The sequence below is a fragment of the Streptomyces sp. B21-083 genome (genome assembly GCF_036898825.1).
Classification (GTDB): domain Bacteria; phylum Actinomycetota; class Actinomycetes; order Streptomycetales; family Streptomycetaceae; genus Streptomyces.
The window spans coordinates 236,918-254,712 of sequence record NZ_JARUND010000001.1 but is presented as its reverse complement, the minus strand read 5'-3'; the positions used below and the strand labels follow the sequence as shown (position 1 = coordinate 254,712).

Sequence of the window (17,795 nt, the reverse complement as noted above, 5' to 3'; positions counted from 1 at the left end):
TCCCCCCACCCGCCGGTCAGCCGGCTCCAGCACCAGGGGCTCGGCCGCCACCTCAGCGATCCACGTCAACAGCACCACAGCAGTATCCCTGCACAGCTCGGCCCGAGAACCACCAAAAGAAACGACGCCTTAGAGGACGTTCCGGTTAAAAACCGTATGGTTCATGGGTTGTGCCAGGTTATGGGTGTTTCTCCGGTTGCTCGTTTCGCAAGGTTCGAGATCATCGCGAGGCGGATCATGCTCTCGGAATGCGCAGGTTTGGTCTCGTAGTCGCGGGCGAGGCGGCGGTGCATCATGATCCACCCGAAACTTCGCTCCACGACCCAGCGCCTGGGGATCACCGAGAAGCCTTTGACCTGCTCGTTTCGTGGGACTACGTCGACATCAATGCCGAGGGCGGCGCCGTGCTCGATGGCCTTGGCCTTGTAGCCGGTGTCGACCCATGCCTTGGTGATCGTGGGGTGGTCTGTGGCGAGTTGGGTGAGGAGTTGCTTGCCGGCCTCGTTGTCGGAGACGCTGGCGGCGGTCACGATGACCAGCAGTAACAGGCCGAGCGTATCGACGACGATGCTGCGCTTGCGGCCCACGATCTTCTTCCCTGCATCCGTGCCCTGAGTGTCGGAGGGGACGCTGGTCGCGGTCTTGACGCTCTGCGCATCGATCACGCACGCGGTGGGCTCCGCGGTGCGTCCTGCCTGCTCACGGACCATCCGGTGCAGGTGGACGCCGAGTTTCTCGATGGTGCCGTCGGCGGTCCAGGCGCTGAAGTAGCCGAACACCGTGGTGTGCGGCGGGAAATCGTGCGGCAGATAGCGCCACGGGACGCCGGTCCGGTTGAGGAAGAGGATCGCGTTCATGACTTCCCGCAGGTCAGTGACCTTGCCGCCGAGGTTGAGGGAGGTCTTCTGCCGCTCGGCCCGCCAGGCCGTCAAGGTCGGCTCCATCAACTCCCAGCGGGCATCGGAGAGATCACTCAGGTACGGCAGGCGCGGCTGCGAAGAAGTCATGGGGATACTCATGCATGGGGTCCCGGACCGGGCATATCGCTCGATCGAGCGAGCCAAAAGCCGCTTTCAGTAGGTTCCTCGAACCGGACAGGAGCTATCAGCTGAAACCGGGCTGAAATGCAAAGTCACGCCCGCTGAAGCTGTAACCGCAAATCACTTATTCTGCCTGGATAAGGCCAAACCCGGCACGACACAACCACCTCAAACCATCACGTAAGTACCACGAACGTCCTCTGAGACCGGGCGTTATGGGGCATGGAAGGTAAAGGGGTGCTTCTGGTGTTCTTGCCTCGTAGGTGTCCGGGTGGACAGAGGCCGAAGCAGAGTGAGGAGGCGTCCGAGTTCGAGCTCCCCAACTTTGGCTGGCGGTGGCCGCGCATCGTCGGCTGTGCTCCTGGCAGGCTCCAGGTATGTCAGAGATCAGTCATGTCGGCGCCGTCAGTGTGACATACGGTCACTTTCCTGTCGGTGAGCTGTGGGAGCCGGGATTTGAGCGCGAAGAGAGCAGGCCAGATTTTCAGACCGACACGTCGGTCATCGTCATTCCCGGCCAGATCGTCGTGAGAACGCGCGTGCAAGAGCACACTGCACCAGTCGTCCTGGTCCGGGGTCACGGACAGGACGGGGCTCCGGGGGAGAACTGGACGTTACTTGCTTCAGAGCTTTACCGGCCGGTTTACACGGGCCGCATGGCGGCGTTCGACACGACGGACGGCCTGGCCAAGCCCGCTGCGGTGCCAATGGAAGTCTTCGGTCGGCTCTCTGAGCCGGGTGAAGCCTCATTGTCCCTTGACCCTGCTCAAATTTACTTGGTGCAGGTGTGGGAGCAGGGGCGCAACGACTCCCGCGAGCGGTTCGAAGCCGCGTCACAGCGCGGGGAGGACAGCCTCCACGGCTGGTTCGAGGCGTACGCCATCGTCTTCACTCCGTCTGGAAGGCAGTCTCCACCCACTCCCGCGACACCGGTCAGCCGACGCGGCCGGCTAGCCGCCCGGCACGGCAAGCCGCCCCTCGGCATGCGCTGATCCGCCCCACGCAGATGTGGGAGGACGGGCCCGCAAGGGCCGTCCTCCCGCATCTTGAGATGCCGGTCAGTTCACGTAGACGCCGTACTCGTTGTTGTGCAGGATCCGGTCGCTGCCGTACCAGTTGCCCAGCTCACGCCCTGCCTGCTCGTTCTGCACGCCCGGCACATAGCGGACGGAGAAGTTTCCGTCTCCCACGCCGGCGCCTTCCTTGGTGGAGGCGAAGGGGAACTCGTCGCACTGGTAGGTGTCGTTGGGCCGGCTCAGGCCCCGGCACGCAGCGTCCTTGGCATTGCGGTTCTTCCGCGTCACCTCGGCTGCGGCAGCGTCATAGTTGGTCCAGTTGCGGTGCAGCGCCTTCTTTCCGCTCCAGATGTCACCGGGGATCACCTTGCCGGTCTTGGACGGGTAAGTCGTCTGCGGCCTGTAGAGAGCGTCGTAGAGGTGGTTGGCGACGCCTGCGGTATCGGCCTGGGCGCGGTCGTAGAAGAACGACGGTATGACACGATCGAAGATCGCGCCTTGGTCGTAGAAGTTGCTGCCCAGAGACTTCGACGAGTCGAAGCGCAGGCCGCTTTGGGGGCCGCTGCTCCACGGGGTCGTGGCGCCTCCGCCGGTGACCTTCCAGTTGTGCTGGTAGACGCAGGTCGCAGCGTCGTCCGGGCCGGTTCCGGTGCCCCTGGCCGATACCAGCCCGTAAGCGATGTACTCGTCCCGCCAGTCGCCCACCGTCGTGGTGAAGGGATTGGAGGAAATGTCGGCCACCTGGCAGGAGTTGGCGGAGGGCCAGCCCGCCTGGCTGATTTCGAAGCTCATCAGCGCGGAGTCGTTGAACTTGCCTGACGAGGTGACCTCGTCGGTGTGGACCTCAATGGTCGCGTCCCGCATGTTGTCGGAGCCGGTCCCGATCTCGGTTTCCCGGAACCGGACCATCCCCTCGACAGCGCCCTGCCCGCTCAGCTTGACGGCGGTGTTGTAGCCCCAGCGGCAGAAACTGAAGTGGTTGATGACCACGCCTGCCGCGCTGTGCCCGTCAGACCTGGCCCGACATTGCTCCTTGGTGAGGGCTTGAGCAGCCTGGATTCGCTTGGCTGCGGCCGTGTCACCAGCTTGGGCCATGTACGTCGCCCCGCTCTCGTGAGCGATCTTCTGTTCGTTGGCCTCGCTTGACGGTTCGGGCACCGAAGGCGTCTCGCTGGTCTGCAGCTGTTCCACTGAGACTGTAGAACGTTGCGAGGCGAGCGCAGCCTGGTAACCGGAGCCCAGTGCGATGTCGATGGGCTTGCTGGACCGGAGCCAGATGATCTGCCCTTGGTCACTGCGGGCCGAGTCAGCGGCTTGAGCGCTGTTTCCACTCAGCAGCGCGCTGAGGCTGATAACCCCGAGAGCCATAGCCGATAAGCGTCTGGAAATGCGCAATGTACTTCTCCTCCCACTGTGCGAACGGGAAGATCACCCCATCAAACCCAGTAGGAACAAACCATGACCAGCGTCACGGTTTACACAGGAACCACACAGCTTGAGCCAAGTGCACTGTGCCGCAAACAAGTTGAGTGCCCCTTGGAATCGGAACGGGCTGCCGCAGACGCAAATCCGGTGACACGCATAGCGCACGATGATGCCCCACCGGGCGGTGAAAGTGCAGTTCATGGGCCCGATACGAGCGGCTGCCCGCCCGTCTGGCCTGACACCAGATCGAGGCGTCGCCCGCAGTGCTGCGGCGTCAGCATTGACGTGAAGGCCCGCGGGCTCCACGACGATTGTTCTCGTTTGACGGATGGTCAGGCAATCGGCAGTACTGATGCGGGGTGACCTGCAGTTTCGCCTTGGTCGCTGCTACACCGTAGGGCGGGACATGGCCGTAGTGAACATCTCAGGTGCCGATGACACCGTCAACGCTGGGCCGCGACAAGGCCAGTCTGTTGCCGCGCGGCAACAGAAATCAGTCAGCGAGCGCAAGCAGCCGACCTACAGATCGGCGCAAACCTGCTGCGCCGCCCGCAAAACGACTGGACTTGGTGCTGTTCGGCACGGCGGACGACCACGAGCCAGATTCGGGGGCCGAGCGTGTTCGCGCACGATGCGGCGGTCCAGCCCCGAGCCGGCGTGCTGCAAAATGTAGGAGCGGCCGGTATCGGTCAGTGCGCGCACGGCCTCGCAGGCCAGCCAGCTTGGGTTCCGTCGCTATGGTGTTCGCGAGCTCATCTGCGGTTGCTTGGGGGCGGAGAAAGCTTCCGGCAAGCAGTGACGGTGAGTGGCTGCGATGTCCTGAACGTGCCGGGACACACGCTCGGTCGGGTGATGACGCCGGATCAGCGGAACCCTCCCCGCTGCCCAGGCGTAGTGCCGTACCTGAACCTGATGAATGAAGAGCACGTGAAGGAGCCCGGGCTGGTCGTCATCGATGTCGCAGCCCGCCGATGCCGCAACTGCGCTCGCTGTCCAGGCCGCGCTCTCCACGCAGTGGGCGACGGCGACGACGGAGCGTGCGACGCGGGATCCAGGGCGAGACTCCGGTCCGGCAACAGCGGGCCGGCTCGAGGCCTTCCTACGGGCAAAGAGCCGGCCGCATGCGCTCAACTTGATCTTGAGCTGGTCGCCGTAAATCGGGGCGGCTGGTTGTGCGTTGGTAATCCAAAGCAAGACGTCCCGCTTCCTGCGGGAAGATGCAGGTGCAAGGCCTGCCCGGCGCTCGATACATGGGGCCCGTCCGCACACCGGACGGGCCCCATACGTTGCACGGCGTCAGGAGCTCGGGCGGCTGCGATTTCGCTGTTCCGGCGTGCGACGCGCTCTCGGGTGTGGCACCGTGGCGGTCAGTGCGGCCCGCCGTTTTCCCCCGAATCGGCGGGCCGTTCGCGTTCTGCAGCCCCGGCCGGGTGCCCTCCGTCAGACGTTGCGCATCAGGACGGGCCGCGGGCGACGGCCGGGCGGGGAGGCGAGATGCTCGCAGACTCTGCCTTTCTGGGGAAACGCGACTCCCAATTGTCTTTCCAGGGCGGGGAAGAACTGTTTGGCCTCCACGGGAAGAAGCCGCAGGGCGACGTCCGTGGACTCCGTGGACTCCGTGCTTCTGGGGGAAGTAGGGCCGGTGCCGAGAACGCGTCGCATGGTGCTCACCGGGCGAGCCTCCCACGCGCGTGGGAGGGGGACGCAGCGACCGGTCGGTCCGCAGCACGACCGACCGGGACCCGCAGCCGCGAAGAGTTGTGTGCTCCGCCGACAGGAGGGCCTCCGCGCCTCTAACCTGATGTCGACGTGACGTTTCACCGAGAGGCGGTCGAGGGTGGAGCCTACGGCTCTGGGGATGGCGGCGCGGGTCGCCTCGACACTGATCAAGCCGCTCGTGGCGAAGCTGTTCGTGCGGGAGGAGAGCGGCGCCGACCTTGTCAGCAAGCCGATCCGTGTCTCCAAACTGGTCAGCTGGCGTGGCCAGAAGCGCACCCTGGACGAGCGAGACGTACGCAAGATCAGCGAGGAGCTGATCAGCCGGACCCTCGCCGCGAACCCGTACGAGCCGGCGGTGCACCACGGTGACCGGATAGCCGTGGTCGACGCGCTGACCAAGACTCTGCTCTCGCTCGGCGACCTGGAGATGGAGGACGTTCAGGCGGTCCACCTCGGGCACGTCCAGCTGGCGCGCAAGTTGTCGGCCGCGGCGGACGACTTGACGCGCTACATGAGCGCCGACGCTACGAACCTCTACCGTTCCCTGCTCGACGTCTGCTGCCTGCACATCCTGCAGTTCTTCACGCAGCGCTCGGCCTTCATCCCGGCCACCCTGATCACGCAGACCCGCATGATCGACGAGACCATGCGCCGCATGGAGGTGCTGACGGCGCGGCTTCCCCCGCCGCGCAGCCAGGACGCCGATTTCGAGCAGCGCTACCTGGAGCACCTCGGGCTCAAGTACGGCAAGCTCGCCATCTTCGGGCTCGACCTCAGCGCTCCCGGTCAGGCCCGATGGCCGCTCGACACGGCCTATTTGAGCCTGGAACTCTCGGCGCAGAGCCGCGACGGAGGTGTCTCGGCCACCCACCGGCTCCGGGTCGAAGGGGCCCTGACCGGGAAGCACCGTGTGGTGCTGCGGGGCCCCGCCGGTTCGGGCAAGACGACATTGGCTCAGTGGCTCGCCGTCAGCGCCGCGCAGAACGACTTCGACGACGAGCTCGCCTTCCTCCGCGGACGTGTCCCGTTCATCATCCCGCTCCGCAGCCTGGCGCAGGAGTCCACGCTCCCCACCGCTCACAAGTTCCTCGCCATGGCCGGCAGCATGCTGGACGGCGCGCAGCCGGAGGGCTGGGCCGACCGGATTCTGCACAGCGGGCGCGGCATCGTCCTCGTCGATGGCGTCGACGAGATCTCGGAGTCGAAGAGGCTGCTGACCAAGCGGTGGCTCACGGAACTGACCGAGATCTACCCGCGCACGTTCTTCCTCGTGACCACGCGCCCCTCCGCGGTCCCGATCGGCTGGGCGGCGGACCTCGGGTTCGTCGAGTTCGACCTGCTGCCCCTCAACCAGCGCGACATCGACAAGTTCGTCAACCGCTGGCACGAGGCGGCCGTGTCGTCTCTCGGGGACGCCGAGGAGCGCACCGAGGTGGAGCAGTACCGGGCTGCCCTGCACGTCACCCTGCGCCGCAAGCCCGACCTGTACCAGCTCGCCACCAATCCCCTGATGTGTTCGGTGATCTGCGCTTTGCACCGTGACCGGCACTCGCAGCTGCCCGAGGGACGCATGGATCTGTACGCGGCTGCGCTGCGGATGCTCCTGGTCCGCCGTGACAAGGAGCGGGAGGTCATCGCGCCGGAGGGCTTGCAGCTGACCGAGGAGCAACAGGTCCAGCTCCTCCAGCGGCTCGCGTACTGGCTCATCCGCAACGGGCGCTCCGAGGCGACCCAGGCGCTGGCCGTGCGCATCATCCGGGAACGGCTGCCCTCCATGCCGCACGTCGTCCCGCTGGACGGCGCGCACCAGGTGTTCAAGCATCTGCTGCTGCGCAGCGGGCTGCTACGGGAACCCACGCCGGACACGGTCGACTTCATCCACAGGACCTTTCAGGATTACCTTGGCGCGAAGGCGGCCGTCGAAGCTTCGGACCTGGATCTGCTCGCCCAGAACGCCGGCGACGACCAGTGGGAGGACGTCATCCGCATGGCCGTCGGCCACGCCCGCGAACGCGAGCGCGCCGAACTGCTCCGCAAACTAGTGGCCATCGGCGACCAGCGCCCCTCCCAGCGGCGCCGCTATCACCTCCTGGCCGCAGCGAGCCTGGAGAACGCCACAACGCTCGACCCCGCGGTCAGGGCGGAGGTCATCAGCCGCGCCGCCTTCCTCATCCCTCCGGCCACCCGCGAGGAGGCGGACAACCTGGCGCAGGCGGGCGCGGTGGTCCTCGACGTGCTGTCGGGGCCAGCCGACATGACGGAGGAGCAGGCCGTCGCGAGCGTGCGCACAATCGGGCTGATCGGGGGGCCGGCCGCCCTGCAGCGGATGCAGGCGTACAAGGATGCGCCCCAGCGCAGTGTCCGGCAGGAGGTCGTAAACGCGTGGCCGCGGTTCGACACAGTCGAGTTCACCGAGTCCATCCTGGCCGGTTGCCGCTGCGACGACATCGAGATTCCGGTGACGAACGCGGAGCAGGTGGCGTGTTTGCGCCAGCTCCCCGAGGCGCCGAACCTGTTGCTCCCCCAGCCGTCGCTGATCCACGAGCTCTCCGCCGTCCTCGACTGGGACTCCGTGGTATCCCTCGCGCTGGGCACTGCCGACCACCGCACATCGGAGCTTCCTGCCCTCGGCGGTCTGACCGGCCTGCGGCGCCTGCACGTACGCACTCCGACATCCACGGTGTCCCTGACACCACTCGCCAGCAGCTGCATCCGAGAACTCGTGCTCGACTGCGTGCCGGTCGGCCTGGACCTCTCCGCGCTCCAGGCCGTTCCGCTGCTGACCACGCTGAGCCTCGACTTCGGCGACCGCGTCGCCCTCCCGGCGGTCGCGCTGCCCTCGATCACGTCCCTGCGGCTCAAGGGGGTGGCGGACACAACAAGGTTGCCCGACTTCGCCGTTCTCTTCCCCTGCCTCACCCGGCTGCACCTGAATCTGCACCGCAGGCCGCGCCGGGCGCCCCTCGACCTGTCCCGGGTGCACGGGATCGACTCCGTTACCGTCCGCGTCCGGAACACGACGAAGGTCATCGGCCTCGACAGGCTCGACCCGGAGCGAGTGTCGGTCACCGTGGAGGGCCGCCGCACGGGCGGTCTCCTCACATCGTTCCGCGGCCTGCGCACTTGACCCGGGCGGCCGCAACCGTCATTCGAGGATGTGCGCTCTTGAAGTGCCCGCTGCAGGACACACATCGGATGGGACCGTGGTAGACACGACCGACGCTGAGCCGGTTGACTATCTGCACCGGCTCGCCCGGCGCGTCACGCACGCGCCGGGCAGTTGGCCAGGCTTGCCCCTGGCTGGCAGGGGCCGGTTCAGCGGGCGAGGGTGACTTCGACCGGGCTGTTCGGGCAGTCGGTGAGGGCCTCGGTGAGCGCGTTCTGCTCGGCGGGTTAGACGGCCAGGTTCCATCGGGTTTGACGGCGATCCAGTTGGTGGCGTACGTGCATCGGTAGCCGGCTGCCGGGGCAGGATTCGGCGAGCGGGACCAAGTGGTCGATGTCGAGGGCGCTGGCCTGGGTGAAGTATGTGTCGTCGTACGGGCTGTACCAGGATCCGCCGGTCAGTGCGCAGTTGGCGTCCTGGGCGGGTGCAGTGACGGCCTCCTCCAGGAAGACCTCCTGCCTCGTGTTGCACGAGTCGCGGTCGGCGTCGGCCCAGTGGCGGAACTTCGAGCGCTCGTACCCGGTCCGGTTTTCGGTCTGGACGGTCAGGGCGTGGAGGGCGTGGCGTACGGGCAGGGCGACGGTGTCGCCGGGGGGCTGCGGCGTATGCAGTGCCGGGGGAGAGCAGGGCGGCGAGTGCGGAGAACGCGGCGGCAGCGCTGGCGGTATGGAAGCAGGTGGGCTGCACGACGGGCTCCTCTCGGAGATCACGGACAGGTTGTGATCTTCGTAGTGGGCGGGGCCCGCGCTGTGTTCGGCGATCTGCTGCCGGCTCACCTGTACGGCCGGTAAGTCACACAGGCGCCCGAGGGTCGGCGGCAGCATGCTGCAAGGGCCGGCGCCTGGCGCTCTCGGCCTCAGCTGGGGCCGACCATGGAATCTCGGGGCCGGGAATCTGCCTGCCAGGGCCGGACATGTGCTGATCGACTGCCCTCGGAGGGTGGTCGCGCTGGACACTACGGTGCTGCCCGTGATGGTCCGTGAGGGCGTCTTCGGCGAGCCGGTCACGACCTATCTACCACCATCCGTGGATCGCATTGATCAGGTTCGACACGGCCGTGATGAACACTGTCCAGGCGAGGATGTCCCTTCGGTGCGGGCGGAGAGTCTGAGGTGGTCGGATCAAGCATCGCTAGCCCCCTGCTGGCTTCGTATCGTCCCGGGCGTATGAACTTTTGTAGGCGATTCGATTGCTGCGCACACCGGGCGCGTTGCGTCGGCGCTGTTGAGCAGGCGCGGGCGCGGGGGCGCGCCGACTACCGCGCACCTGCGCGCTATTGCGCAGCGCTGCTTGCCGCGACGATGGGCCGCATGGAACAGGAACGAACTCCCAAGGACCACCTGTCCTACCCCTACAACCAAGACCTCTCTGGTGTGCTGCGCAGGATGAACCGGCGCACGCCCTTCAGCAGGAAGAGACTGGCCAACGATCCGGTGACCGCCGCCTACGTGCTCGCCGGCATGCAGTTGATTCGCCGCCATCTGGGGCCCGGCGCGCAGAGAGTGCTCAACGATCCAGAAGATGACAACTCTCTTGGACGTCCTCTTTTGAGCTTGAACCGTTCCGGGTTCGGTAGGGACTCGATCGTTTGAGAGGATCGAGTTATGGCACGTCCTTCCCAGTACCCGCTTGAGCTGCGCCGTCGTGCGGTGCGGATGGTCGCCGAGGTGCGGCCTGAGTACGACACCGAGTGGGCCGCGATGAAAGCGGTCGCCCAGAAGCTGGGCATCGGCACGACCGAGACGCTGCGCAAGTGGGTGCGGCAGGACCAGATCGACGCCGGGACCCGTCCGGGCAGCACGACGGAGGAGTCGGCCGAGCTGAAGCGGCTGAAGAAGGAGAACGCCGAGCTGAAGCGGGCGAACGACATCCTGAAGGCTGCGGCGTCTTTCTTCGCGGCCGAGCTCGACCGGCCACACACACGCTCGTAGCGTTCATCGACGAGCACAAGGGCCGCTTCGGCGGCGTCGAGCCGATCTGCCGGGTCCTCACCGACCACGACTGCAAGATCGCCCCTTCCACCTATTACGCCCACCACAAACGCCGGGCCGCGCCCGCGGCCCGCACCGTCCGCGACGCCGAACTGAAGACCCTGATTACCCAGGCGTACCAGGCCAACTACCGTGTCTACGGCGCCCGGAAGATCTGGCGGCACCTGAACCGCCAGGAGGTCGCGGTGGCCCGCTGCACCGTCGAACGCCTCATACGCGAACTCGGCATCACCGGAGCGGTCCGCGGCAAAAAGGTGATCACCACCATCCGCGACGCGAGCGCGGAACGGGCCCCGGACCTCGTGGACCGCGACTTCGTCGCCCCCGCCCCGAACCGCTGCTGGGTCGCCGCCTTCACCCACGTCACCACGTTCGCCGGCGTCGTCTACGTCGCCTTCGTCGTGGACACCTTCTCCCGCCGCATCGTCGGCTGGTCAGCGGCCACATCGAAGGAGGCACGGCTCGTCCTGGACGCCCTCGAGATGGCCTTGTGGCAGCGCGACCGAGACCAACATCCCTACCAGAAAGGCGAGTTGATACATCACTCCGATGCCGGCTCGCAGTACACATCGTTCGCGCTCGCCGAGCACCTCGACCGGGCAGGCATCGCCGCGTCGATCGGATCGGTCGGCGACGCCTACGACAACGCCCTGATGGAGTCCACGATCGGCCTGTTCAAAACCGAGTTGATCAAGCCCCGCCGACCCTGGAAGTCGCTTTCGCAGGTCGAACTCGCTACCGCCGAATGGGTCGACTGGTACTGCCACCGTCGGCTCCACGGTGAAATAGGGCACATCCCACCCGCCGAATACGAAGCCAAGTACTACAGCGAAGCCACGAAACCCCAGGTCACAGTCACGACCTAGAGTCTCGATCAAACCCGGAACGGTTCAGCTTTCTGTCCCAGCGGACGGTCGTGGCCGACCTGGCCAACAATCCGGCGCCCTTCCCTCGGGTGGGGTCTACCGCCACTCTTCGGTGCAGTTGGAGGTCACACTCGGACTACATCGCCGACCTGCTCAGCTTTGGACTGTGGTCGCTTCACGAGCCGGCGCTATACGACTCGCGGATCGGCCCTGACACGGAACGACTCCTTGAAGGGCCGGAGTTCGTCGAGGCGGCTCATCGGTTGTGCTACTACGATCTGACTACTGTCGTCGACGGGCCGACGTTCCGCCTCGAGCTCGTCGCCACGGCCGCAGCCGAGGGCGACGAGGTGATCCAGGAGGCTCTGGCAGCAAACCACCAGGGCGCTATGGAACCCTGGAAGCAGGTGTACCAGGAGATGTTCCTCGCTCGCGGACTACGACTGCGTCCCGACGTGACCCTGGACGACTTCGCTGGAATGCTCGCTGCCTTGGCATCCGGGTACGCGCTGCGCCAAATCGGCAATCCTGCCTTGGTCAGCATCGATACATCAAAGGAACGCTGCGTCTTCGGCACAGCGGCACTGGCCCTACTCCTGGGCTGTGTAGAACGCGTCGCCGAAGGTGGCACAGCCGACGTCACCATCGAGGATGCAATCCGTGAACTTATCTACGGTCAACTGCCGCAGGAAGGTCAACAAACAGCTCCGCCTGCACCGCCCCAGGAAGCAGATCCCCACTCCGAGACGGGTAACGCCTCGTCTGGCCCCCTGCACGAAGAACCGACGGCCTCGTCCCAAGACGAGACACGCGTATTCTTCGCCCAGCTCGACCGGCTCTGCAACGAGCAACAGCCACCCGAGGTAAAGCAGGCCGCGGTGGCACTGCGCGACCGGTTGCTCTCCCCATCAGATGACTGACGGAGTCTCCCTGAGCGCTCGCCCTATGACTGACACCGCTGGGACGGCACCGAGCGCTTCGAGGTGATCGGCGCCCCTCCGCTGGACGAGCACGCCAAGGTGCGGCGCTGTACGACGGCCCTGGCCGAGAAGTACGTTGGGCAGAGCCCGGGCCGACCCGAGACACCCGCGCAGAAGGTGGCGGCCATCCATCGCCTGGCCGACGATGAGGTCGCGGGACGGGCGGCGCTGCAGCGCTTGGAAGCTGGCCAGGGCCCCGCTGATCTGTCGTTGCGGGATGGGGCTGACCTCGATGACAGCCAGCGTGGCGAGCAGCCCCTGCGTACCGGCCCCCACCGTCGGCGGCTCGGCGAGGAAGCGGTCCACGATCCCGAGCTGGCTCAGGGCCTCCGGGATGGCCAGCACGACCACCTCGATCCAGTGGCCGGCCGCCCGGTGGGACCGGGGGAGGCGCGGAAGTCGTCCGGGTCGGCGAGTGCCGACTCCACCACCGCGTCGAAGCCCATCTCGCGGACGTGGTCTTCGACGGCGCCCTGCTACCGCACGGTGTCGGGACGCACCAAGGCTCCGGCCGTACGGACGGCAGCCGCCAAGACGCCGACGCAGTGACGGTGGAGCGGCTTTGTACAGATCCCGGCCGACTCACACGGCACCGCCGCGCCGGGCCAGGACCGCTGCCACACGGTCGGTGAGCATGGCCTTTCCGGCCCCGAGTTGCCCGGCGACGACCACTACCGGTCGGGCCTGGGTGACGGCGCCCTGTGCCACAGTCGGGAGGATCACCCGATGCAGCCCATCAAGGCTCGCCTGTTCAGACAGCGCGGCCGGTGTTCCTTTCTGCCACCGTTCGGCCACTTGGGCGGCCCTGCTCGCCCGTGCACGGTCGGCTTGAATTCCTGCATCTCCGGGTTGCGTTTCACGAACCGGCTGGGGCAGCACCCTCGTACTCCCGCATCAGGGGCTGCAGCTACTGCGCCTTGCGCGACTCCAGCTCGCGGCGCAGGGCGTCGAGCGTGGGCCCGCCATCCTCTACATGCCACAGCGTCCACCCGTTGATCACGTTGCCGGTCACGGCCTCCGCCGCTTTGGACGGCGAGGGGAACGGAGTGGCCTGGCCGTCGACGACCAGCTGGCCGTCGGGCGTCACCACGGCCCGCCCGGATCGATTGGCCCGGCGCTGATGGAACCTCAGGACCGTGCCCGCCTTCAGCAGCTCCGCCTTCATGAGATCGGCGAGCGGGCCGTGGGGGACCACAGGCTTCGCCGCCGGTGATGCTGTCGGGTCCCCGGTACCGAGGGTGAGCGTGACATGGACGGTGTCATCGCCGCTCGCGCTCATCAGGTGCGCGATGACGGCTGAGTCGAAGTTGATGCTGAGCGTAGGCATACGGTCTCCCGTTGACGGTGGTCCGGCCAGCCCGGACCCCTCGCTTGACTTCGATCATATGCTATCTAGGAGACTTATTTCAACTTTGATATTCAGTGATTCAGGAGAAGATGCAGGGAAGTAGGGTGCGTCATTGGTGCGCTATGCGTACGCGATCCGTACGGTTCACGCTAGGCTGAGAGTCAGGAGGTGTTCTATGTCCGAGCTGTTCGACCGGATCGACGCGCTGGTTGCGTCCCGGTCTCCGCTGCCGCCGCCGGCGGAGCGCAAGCGGCTGCGTGCCGCGCACGGCCTGACCCTGGATGAGGTGGCCGAAGCGCTGGCGGTGCGGCGGGCGACGGTCAGTGGCTGGGAGGCCGGTAAGACCGAGCCCAGGCCGCCCGAGCGGGACGCGTACGCACGTCTGCTCACGCAGCTCGCAGATCTCTACCCCGCTGCTGTTGCCAACGCCCCAACGCCCGTGCAGGACACGGCGGGTTCCGCGACGTTCGCGAGCGCTCCCGCCCCAAGGCCGGAAGCGCGGCCCGTATCCGCAGGCCCGGTGTCCGAGGCTGCGGTCATGACGACCGGACAAGCCGCCCAGCCCCGTCCCGCCACCGCTCCGGGCGCCGTGTCGCGTCCGGCGCCCGCGGCCAGGCCTACGTCGACGTTGCGGCGCCCGGCCTCGAGGAGGGCGGCCTCGTCGAATACCCCGGCGGGCGGCACGGATCCGCGTTTCGTCAACGGTCCGCTCGCGGTCGTGGACGTCGACCCCGGCGGGCAGGTCTTGGCGTACTGCGTCGGTGGCCTGGTCCTGGACGTGCCCGCGAAGTCCCTCCCGTCCCTGGTGGACTGGACTTTGAAGGAGGCCAGGCTCGGGCAGGCGAAGCTGTCTGGTCCGGGTAAGGATGCCGACCCGCTGATCGTGCTCACCGAGTCGGCGCTGGAGCGCTACGGCCTGCCGGTCGCTTTCGCCGATGAGGAGAAGGTCGCCGGCCGGATCCCGGAGGGCCATAAGGTCGTCAAGCAGCTGGTCCGCGCGGAGTGGAAGCTGACGAAGCGTGGCTTCGGGCCGTGGGCGCGGATCTACCGCCCCGCCACGGGTTCGGAGCGCAACTGCGTGCAGCTGTGCATTCCGTCGTGGAACGCGCTTGATCCCCGCAGTTGGGGCCACGCCGGGCAGCTCGCGCCGGCGGACCTCGCCCGTCTCCTGGGTGTGTACGCGTCCCGGGTGATGACCCCGCGCGGTTCCACCGCCGTCACCGGCCTGGAGCTGATGACCGCCTTCCACCCGCCGACCCGAGCCTCCGAGCCCGACGAGACGGGCAAGCGGCACTCCGAGCACAACCCCGGCAGCCTGGGCAAGGACCCGGTGGACTGCGCGCCGTGCGAGGCACCGGACGGGCACCCGCTGCTGAAGGACCTGCCGCGCTTCCACGTGCGCGGTCCGGCGGAGAAGCTGTTCGAGGAGGCGTACGACTGGGCGCGCCCGCTCACCGACGCCGAATGCACCCGGCGGCACCTGGTCGGCATCGACGTGAACATGGCCTTCGCCGCCGGAGCCAACGGACTGATCGTCGGCCTCGGTGCGCCGACGCATGTCAAGGCGCCGGGGTTCGACCCGAAACTGCCCGGCGCGTGGCTGGTGGACCTGTCCCACGTCGACCTGTCGAAGGTGAAGGTCGGCAAGGACACGTGGGTGGATCTGGACGGCAGTCTGCTGCCGAGCCCGTTCACGCCGTCGGGTGACCGGCCGGAGGGGCCGGCCTGGTACGCGACGCCGACCGTGGCGTACGCGGTGGAACTCGGCTACGACGTCACGCCGATCGAGGCGCAGGTGCGGTACGACAACGGCCGTTACCTGGACTCCTGGTACAACCGGCTGCGCGACGCTTTCCTCGCCACGATGGCCGACCTCGGAGTCGACGCGGACATGGCGCCGGCGGACTTCCTAGCGGCGATGGACGGCTGGCGTAGTCGTGACCCGGCGCTGGCGATCGTCGTGGACGCCGTCAAGGCAACGGTCAAGGGCGGCCTGGGCAAGCTGCGCGAACGCCCGCGCGGGGAGGGCTGGAAGCCGGGCGAGCCGTGGCGGGCCCTGTCCCGCCCGACGTGGCGGCCCGACATCCGCGCGGCGGTCATCTCCCGCACCCGGATCAACCTCCACCGCAAGATCGTCAAGCACGCGGCGTTCACCGGGCAGTACCCGGTGGCGATCCTCTCCGACTGTGTCGTGTACGCGGTCGACGGCGCCGGCCCGCTGGACTTCCTGCCGTACAAGGACGGCAAGCCGCTGCCGGGCGGCTTCAAGCTCGGCATCAACCCGGGCCTGGTCAAGTGGGAGGGCACCCAGGAAGTGCTGTGGGGCGAGGGCGTCCGTGAGCAGTTCAACGCCCCGGAGCTCAACCTCGCCCGGTACATCAAGGACGGCACCGTCACCAACGTCGACAACGGCGAGTAGAGGAGTAGGCAGGCATGAGCGTGTTCGGGGACGGCCTGGACACCGCGGTGCAGAAGGCGTTCACCCGCCCGGCGCCGAAGTCGGCCGGTGTGCGGATGCGGTACCTGGTTAAACAACTGGGAGGAACCAAGGCGGTCGCCCAGATGCTGCGGATCTCCCAGCGCACCGTGGAGCGGTACATCAAGGACCAGATCAAGAAGCCCCGCCCGGACCTCGCCGAACGGTTGGAACGCGAGGTGAAGGCCCGGTGGCAGCCGCAGATCCGTGGCAAAGCCCGCGAGAAGGCAGCGACGACCGGCGGCATCGTCATCGACACCCGCGCCCGCATGGGCTACACCGCGCCGATCGGGTCGACGGACCAGGACCGGATCCGGCACCTGACCGTCGCCCTGCCGCCCCGCTACGCCGCCCGCCTCTTCGACGCACAGGAGGACGGCGCCACCGAGCAGCAGCTCAAGGAGATCGTGGCCGAAGCGCTCAAGGAGGTGTACTTCCAGGACGGCGGCCGCCGTGCCGGAAGCCTGGAGGAAGTGCGCTTCACCGACATCGAGCACCTGGAGTTCGATCTTTAACAGCGCGCCCCGAACAGCCCGTGAGCCCGGACCTGTGACTGAGCACTTCATTTGGCCAGTGAGCGTTTCATTTGGCCGCTTGAGTGTTCCGCGTCGAGGGCATGGCTGAGCCGGGTGGCGTAGGTGTCGAGCAGTGGCTTCATCTGCTGGTCGAAGCCGTCAGGGTTCGACGTCGATGCCGTAGTTAGCGGCCAGGCCGGCGAGCCCGGTGTCGTAGCCCTGGCCGACAGCACGTACCTTCCAGCCCGAACCATGCCGGTAGATCTCCATGGCGATGGTGACGGTCTCGCCCGAGACGAACGGGGCAGGCGTGAAGGCGATTCCTCCGCCAGTGGGTTGGGTGACCTCGGCGTGCCATGTGGTGTGCTGGTCGAAGGAAGCGGCGGGTTGCGCTTCGAGGGCGCTGTCAACTTGGCTGATGGGCTGAGTCCCTGGGACGATTCTCGGGTCGTTGGGCATCGGGAGGGGACGCTGTGGCGCCGTCGTACAAGGGCTTCCGGTACCCGGCGGAGATCATCTCCCACTGCGTGTGGCTGTACCACCGCTTCCCGCTCAGCTTCCGCGAGGTCGAGGAACTGCTGCTGGCGCGCGGGGTCGTCGTTTCCCACGAGACCATCCGCCAGTGGTGCGGACCGGTTCGGGCCCCAGTACGCGGCCGGCCTGCGCCGCCGCCGGCCGCGGGCCGGCGACAAATGGCACCTCGACGAGGTGTTCATCAAGGTCAACGGGGTGCGGCAGTATCTGTGGCGGGCCGTGGACCAGGACGGCAGTGTGCTGGACATTCTGGTCCAGTCGAAGCGGGACGCGAAGGCGGCCAAGCGGTTCCTGGCCAAGCTGATGAAGAAGCAGCGCCGGGTGCCCAGGGTGCTGGTCACCGACAAGCTCCGCTCCTACGGCGTCGCCCACCGGGAGTTGATGCCCTCGGTGGAGCACCGCTCGCACAAGGGTCTGAACAACCGGGCGGAGAATTCCCACCAGCCGACCCGGCAGCGTGAACGCGCGATGAAGTACTTCCGCTCATCGGGCGCCGCCCAGATGTTCCTCGCCGTCTTCAGTCAGATCTCGCCTCACTTCCGGCCCCGCCGCCACCTGATGCCCGCACCCGACTACCGCACCGAAATGCGCCACCGCTTCACCGTCTGGAACCAGATCACCGGCGTCGCCAGCCTGCTTGCTACGCCCTGAGCACGGAGCCGGAACCCGACCCACCACGCCCTGACAACCCTCACCCAGCGCCTCACCCAACAAGTTGA

At 67.0% G+C, this 17,795-nt stretch carries 14 protein-coding genes and 2 pseudogenes; 10 read left to right on the top strand and 6 right to left on the bottom strand.

Annotation, left to right across the window (positions count from 1 at the left end; genetic code table 11):
• Nucleotides 1-161: 161 nt before the first annotated feature.
• The gene (locus QA861_RS01180) at nucleotides 162-1,007 is read right to left on the bottom strand and encodes an IS5 family transposase (RefSeq protein ID WP_334590418.1); all 846 of its coding nucleotides are present in this window, start codon (nucleotides 1,005-1,007) and stop codon (nucleotides 162-164) included.
• A 410-nt stretch (nucleotides 1,008-1,417) separates the two neighbouring features.
• Here QA861_RS01180 and QA861_RS01175 point away from each other — a divergent pair, with 410 nt between their 5' ends.
• A complete protein-coding gene (locus QA861_RS01175; protein WP_334586298.1) occupies nucleotides 1,418-2,032 on the top strand; it encodes a hypothetical protein in 615 nt (204 codons plus the stop codon).
• 66 nt (nucleotides 2,033-2,098) lie between these two features.
• Here the strand turns inward: QA861_RS01175 and QA861_RS01170 are convergent, their stop codons facing one another.
• Complete coding sequence (locus tag QA861_RS01170; protein ID WP_334586297.1) at nucleotides 2,099-3,424, bottom strand: NucA/NucB deoxyribonuclease domain-containing protein; 1,326 nt, start codon at nucleotides 3,422-3,424, stop codon at nucleotides 2,099-2,101.
• Nucleotides 3,425-4,436: 1,012 nt separating this feature from the next.
• Here QA861_RS01170 and QA861_RS01165 point away from each other — a divergent pair.
• Both QA861_RS01165 and QA861_RS01160 read left to right on the top strand, forming a co-directional pair.
• Nucleotides 4,437-4,637: a DUF6207 family protein gene (locus QA861_RS01165; protein WP_334586296.1), complete on the top strand. Its 201-nt coding sequence runs from the start codon at nucleotides 4,437-4,439 to the stop codon at nucleotides 4,635-4,637.
• 702 nt (nucleotides 4,638-5,339) lie between these two features.
• Nucleotides 5,340-8,327 carry an NACHT domain-containing protein gene (locus tag QA861_RS01160; RefSeq protein WP_334586295.1) on the top strand — a complete coding sequence of 996 codons (2,988 nt, stop codon included), beginning with the start codon at nucleotides 5,340-5,342 and terminating at the stop codon, nucleotides 8,325-8,327.
• A 266-nt stretch (nucleotides 8,328-8,593) separates the two neighbouring features.
• On the opposite strand, the gene QA861_RS01155 is transcribed toward QA861_RS01160, so the two are convergent.
• Nucleotides 8,594-9,142: a hypothetical protein gene (locus QA861_RS01155; protein ID WP_334586294.1), complete on the bottom strand. Its 549-nt coding sequence runs from the start codon at nucleotides 9,140-9,142 to the stop codon at nucleotides 8,594-8,596.
• Nucleotides 9,143-9,676: 534 nt separating this feature from the next.
• Between QA861_RS01155 and QA861_RS01150 the strand changes: the two genes are divergently transcribed.
• The 4 genes and pseudogenes from QA861_RS01150 to QA861_RS01135 form a co-directional block, all read left to right on the top strand.
• Nucleotides 9,677-9,958, top strand: coding sequence for a hypothetical protein (locus QA861_RS01150; protein WP_334586293.1), 282 nt, complete (start codon nucleotides 9,677-9,679; stop codon nucleotides 9,956-9,958).
• Nucleotides 9,959-9,970: 12 nt separating this feature from the next.
• Nucleotides 9,971-11,223, top strand: a protein-coding gene (locus QA861_RS01145; protein ID WP_334586292.1) for an IS3 family transposase whose coding sequence is annotated in 2 segments (ribosomal slippage) — nucleotides 9,971-10,253 and nucleotides 10,253-11,223 — 1,254 coding nt in all. Because the reading frame shifts where the segments join, the coding sequence is not laid out codon by codon here.
• A 50-nt stretch (nucleotides 11,224-11,273) separates the two neighbouring features.
• The gene (locus QA861_RS01140) at nucleotides 11,274-12,143 is read left to right on the top strand and encodes a hypothetical protein (protein ID WP_334586291.1); all 870 of its coding nucleotides are present in this window, start codon (nucleotides 11,274-11,276) and stop codon (nucleotides 12,141-12,143) included.
• Between the two features lie 54 nt (nucleotides 12,144-12,197).
• Nucleotides 12,198-12,752: pseudogene (locus QA861_RS01135) on the top strand (DUF6192 family protein); the annotation flags it as partial.
• Between the two features lie 33 nt (nucleotides 12,753-12,785).
• Here the strand turns inward: QA861_RS01135 and QA861_RS01130 are convergent.
• Complete coding sequence (locus tag QA861_RS01130) at nucleotides 12,786-12,926, bottom strand: hypothetical protein (RefSeq protein WP_334586289.1); 141 nt, start codon at nucleotides 12,924-12,926, stop codon at nucleotides 12,786-12,788.
• Between the two features lie 184 nt (nucleotides 12,927-13,110).
• Nucleotides 13,111-13,530, bottom strand: a complete 420-nt coding sequence (locus tag QA861_RS01125) for a DUF4357 domain-containing protein (protein WP_334586288.1) — start codon at nucleotides 13,528-13,530, stop codon at nucleotides 13,111-13,113.
• A 196-nt stretch (nucleotides 13,531-13,726) separates the two neighbouring features.
• On the opposite strand from QA861_RS01125, the gene tap reads away from it, so the two are divergent.
• The gene (gene tap / locus QA861_RS01120; RefSeq protein ID WP_334586287.1) at nucleotides 13,727-15,970 is read left to right on the top strand and encodes a telomere-associated protein Tap; all 2,244 of its coding nucleotides are present in this window, start codon (nucleotides 13,727-13,729) and stop codon (nucleotides 15,968-15,970) included.
• Between the two features lie 14 nt (nucleotides 15,971-15,984).
• Nucleotides 15,985-16,542 (top strand): telomere-protecting terminal protein Tpg, encoded by a 558-nt coding sequence (gene tpg / locus QA861_RS01115; RefSeq protein WP_334586286.1) that lies wholly within the window; start codon nucleotides 15,985-15,987, stop codon nucleotides 16,540-16,542.
• A gap of 159 nt (nucleotides 16,543-16,701) precedes the next feature.
• Here the strand turns inward: tpg and QA861_RS01110 are convergent, their stop codons facing one another.
• The gene (locus tag QA861_RS01110) at nucleotides 16,702-17,001 is read right to left on the bottom strand and encodes a TerD family protein (RefSeq protein ID WP_334586285.1); all 300 of its coding nucleotides are present in this window, start codon (nucleotides 16,999-17,001) and stop codon (nucleotides 16,702-16,704) included.
• A 14-nt stretch (nucleotides 17,002-17,015) separates the two neighbouring features.
• On the opposite strand from QA861_RS01110, the pseudogene QA861_RS01105 reads away from it, so the two are divergent.
• A pseudogene (locus QA861_RS01105) lies at nucleotides 17,016-17,727 on the top strand (IS6 family transposase).
• Nucleotides 17,728-17,795: the final 68 nt, after the last annotated feature.

Coding starts and splice junctions, on each gene's coding strand:
- QA861_RS01180 (WP_334590418.1), bottom strand. CDS start 1,007: ATGACTTCTTCGCAGCCGCGCCTGCCGTACCTGAGTGATCTCTCCGAT.
- QA861_RS01175 (WP_334586298.1), top strand. CDS start 1,418: ATGTCAGAGATCAGTCATGTCGGCGCCGTCAGTGTGACATACGGTCAC.
- QA861_RS01170 (WP_334586297.1), bottom strand. CDS start 3,424: ATGGCTCTCGGGGTTATCAGCCTCAGCGCGCTGCTGAGTGGAAACAGC.
- QA861_RS01165 (WP_334586296.1), top strand. CDS start 4,437: ATGTCGCAGCCCGCCGATGCCGCAACTGCGCTCGCTGTCCAGGCCGCG.
- QA861_RS01160 (WP_334586295.1), top strand. CDS start 5,340: ATGGCGGCGCGGGTCGCCTCGACACTGATCAAGCCGCTCGTGGCGAAG.
- QA861_RS01150 (WP_334586293.1), top strand. CDS start 9,677: ATGGAACAGGAACGAACTCCCAAGGACCACCTGTCCTACCCCTACAAC.
- QA861_RS01125 (WP_334586288.1), bottom strand. CDS start 13,530: ATGCCTACGCTCAGCATCAACTTCGACTCAGCCGTCATCGCGCACCTG.
- tap (WP_334586287.1), top strand. CDS start 13,727: ATGTCCGAGCTGTTCGACCGGATCGACGCGCTGGTTGCGTCCCGGTCT.
- tpg (WP_334586286.1), top strand. CDS start 15,985: ATGAGCGTGTTCGGGGACGGCCTGGACACCGCGGTGCAGAAGGCGTTC.
- QA861_RS01110 (WP_334586285.1), bottom strand. CDS start 17,001: ATGCCCAACGACCCGAGAATCGTCCCAGGGACTCAGCCCATCAGCCAA.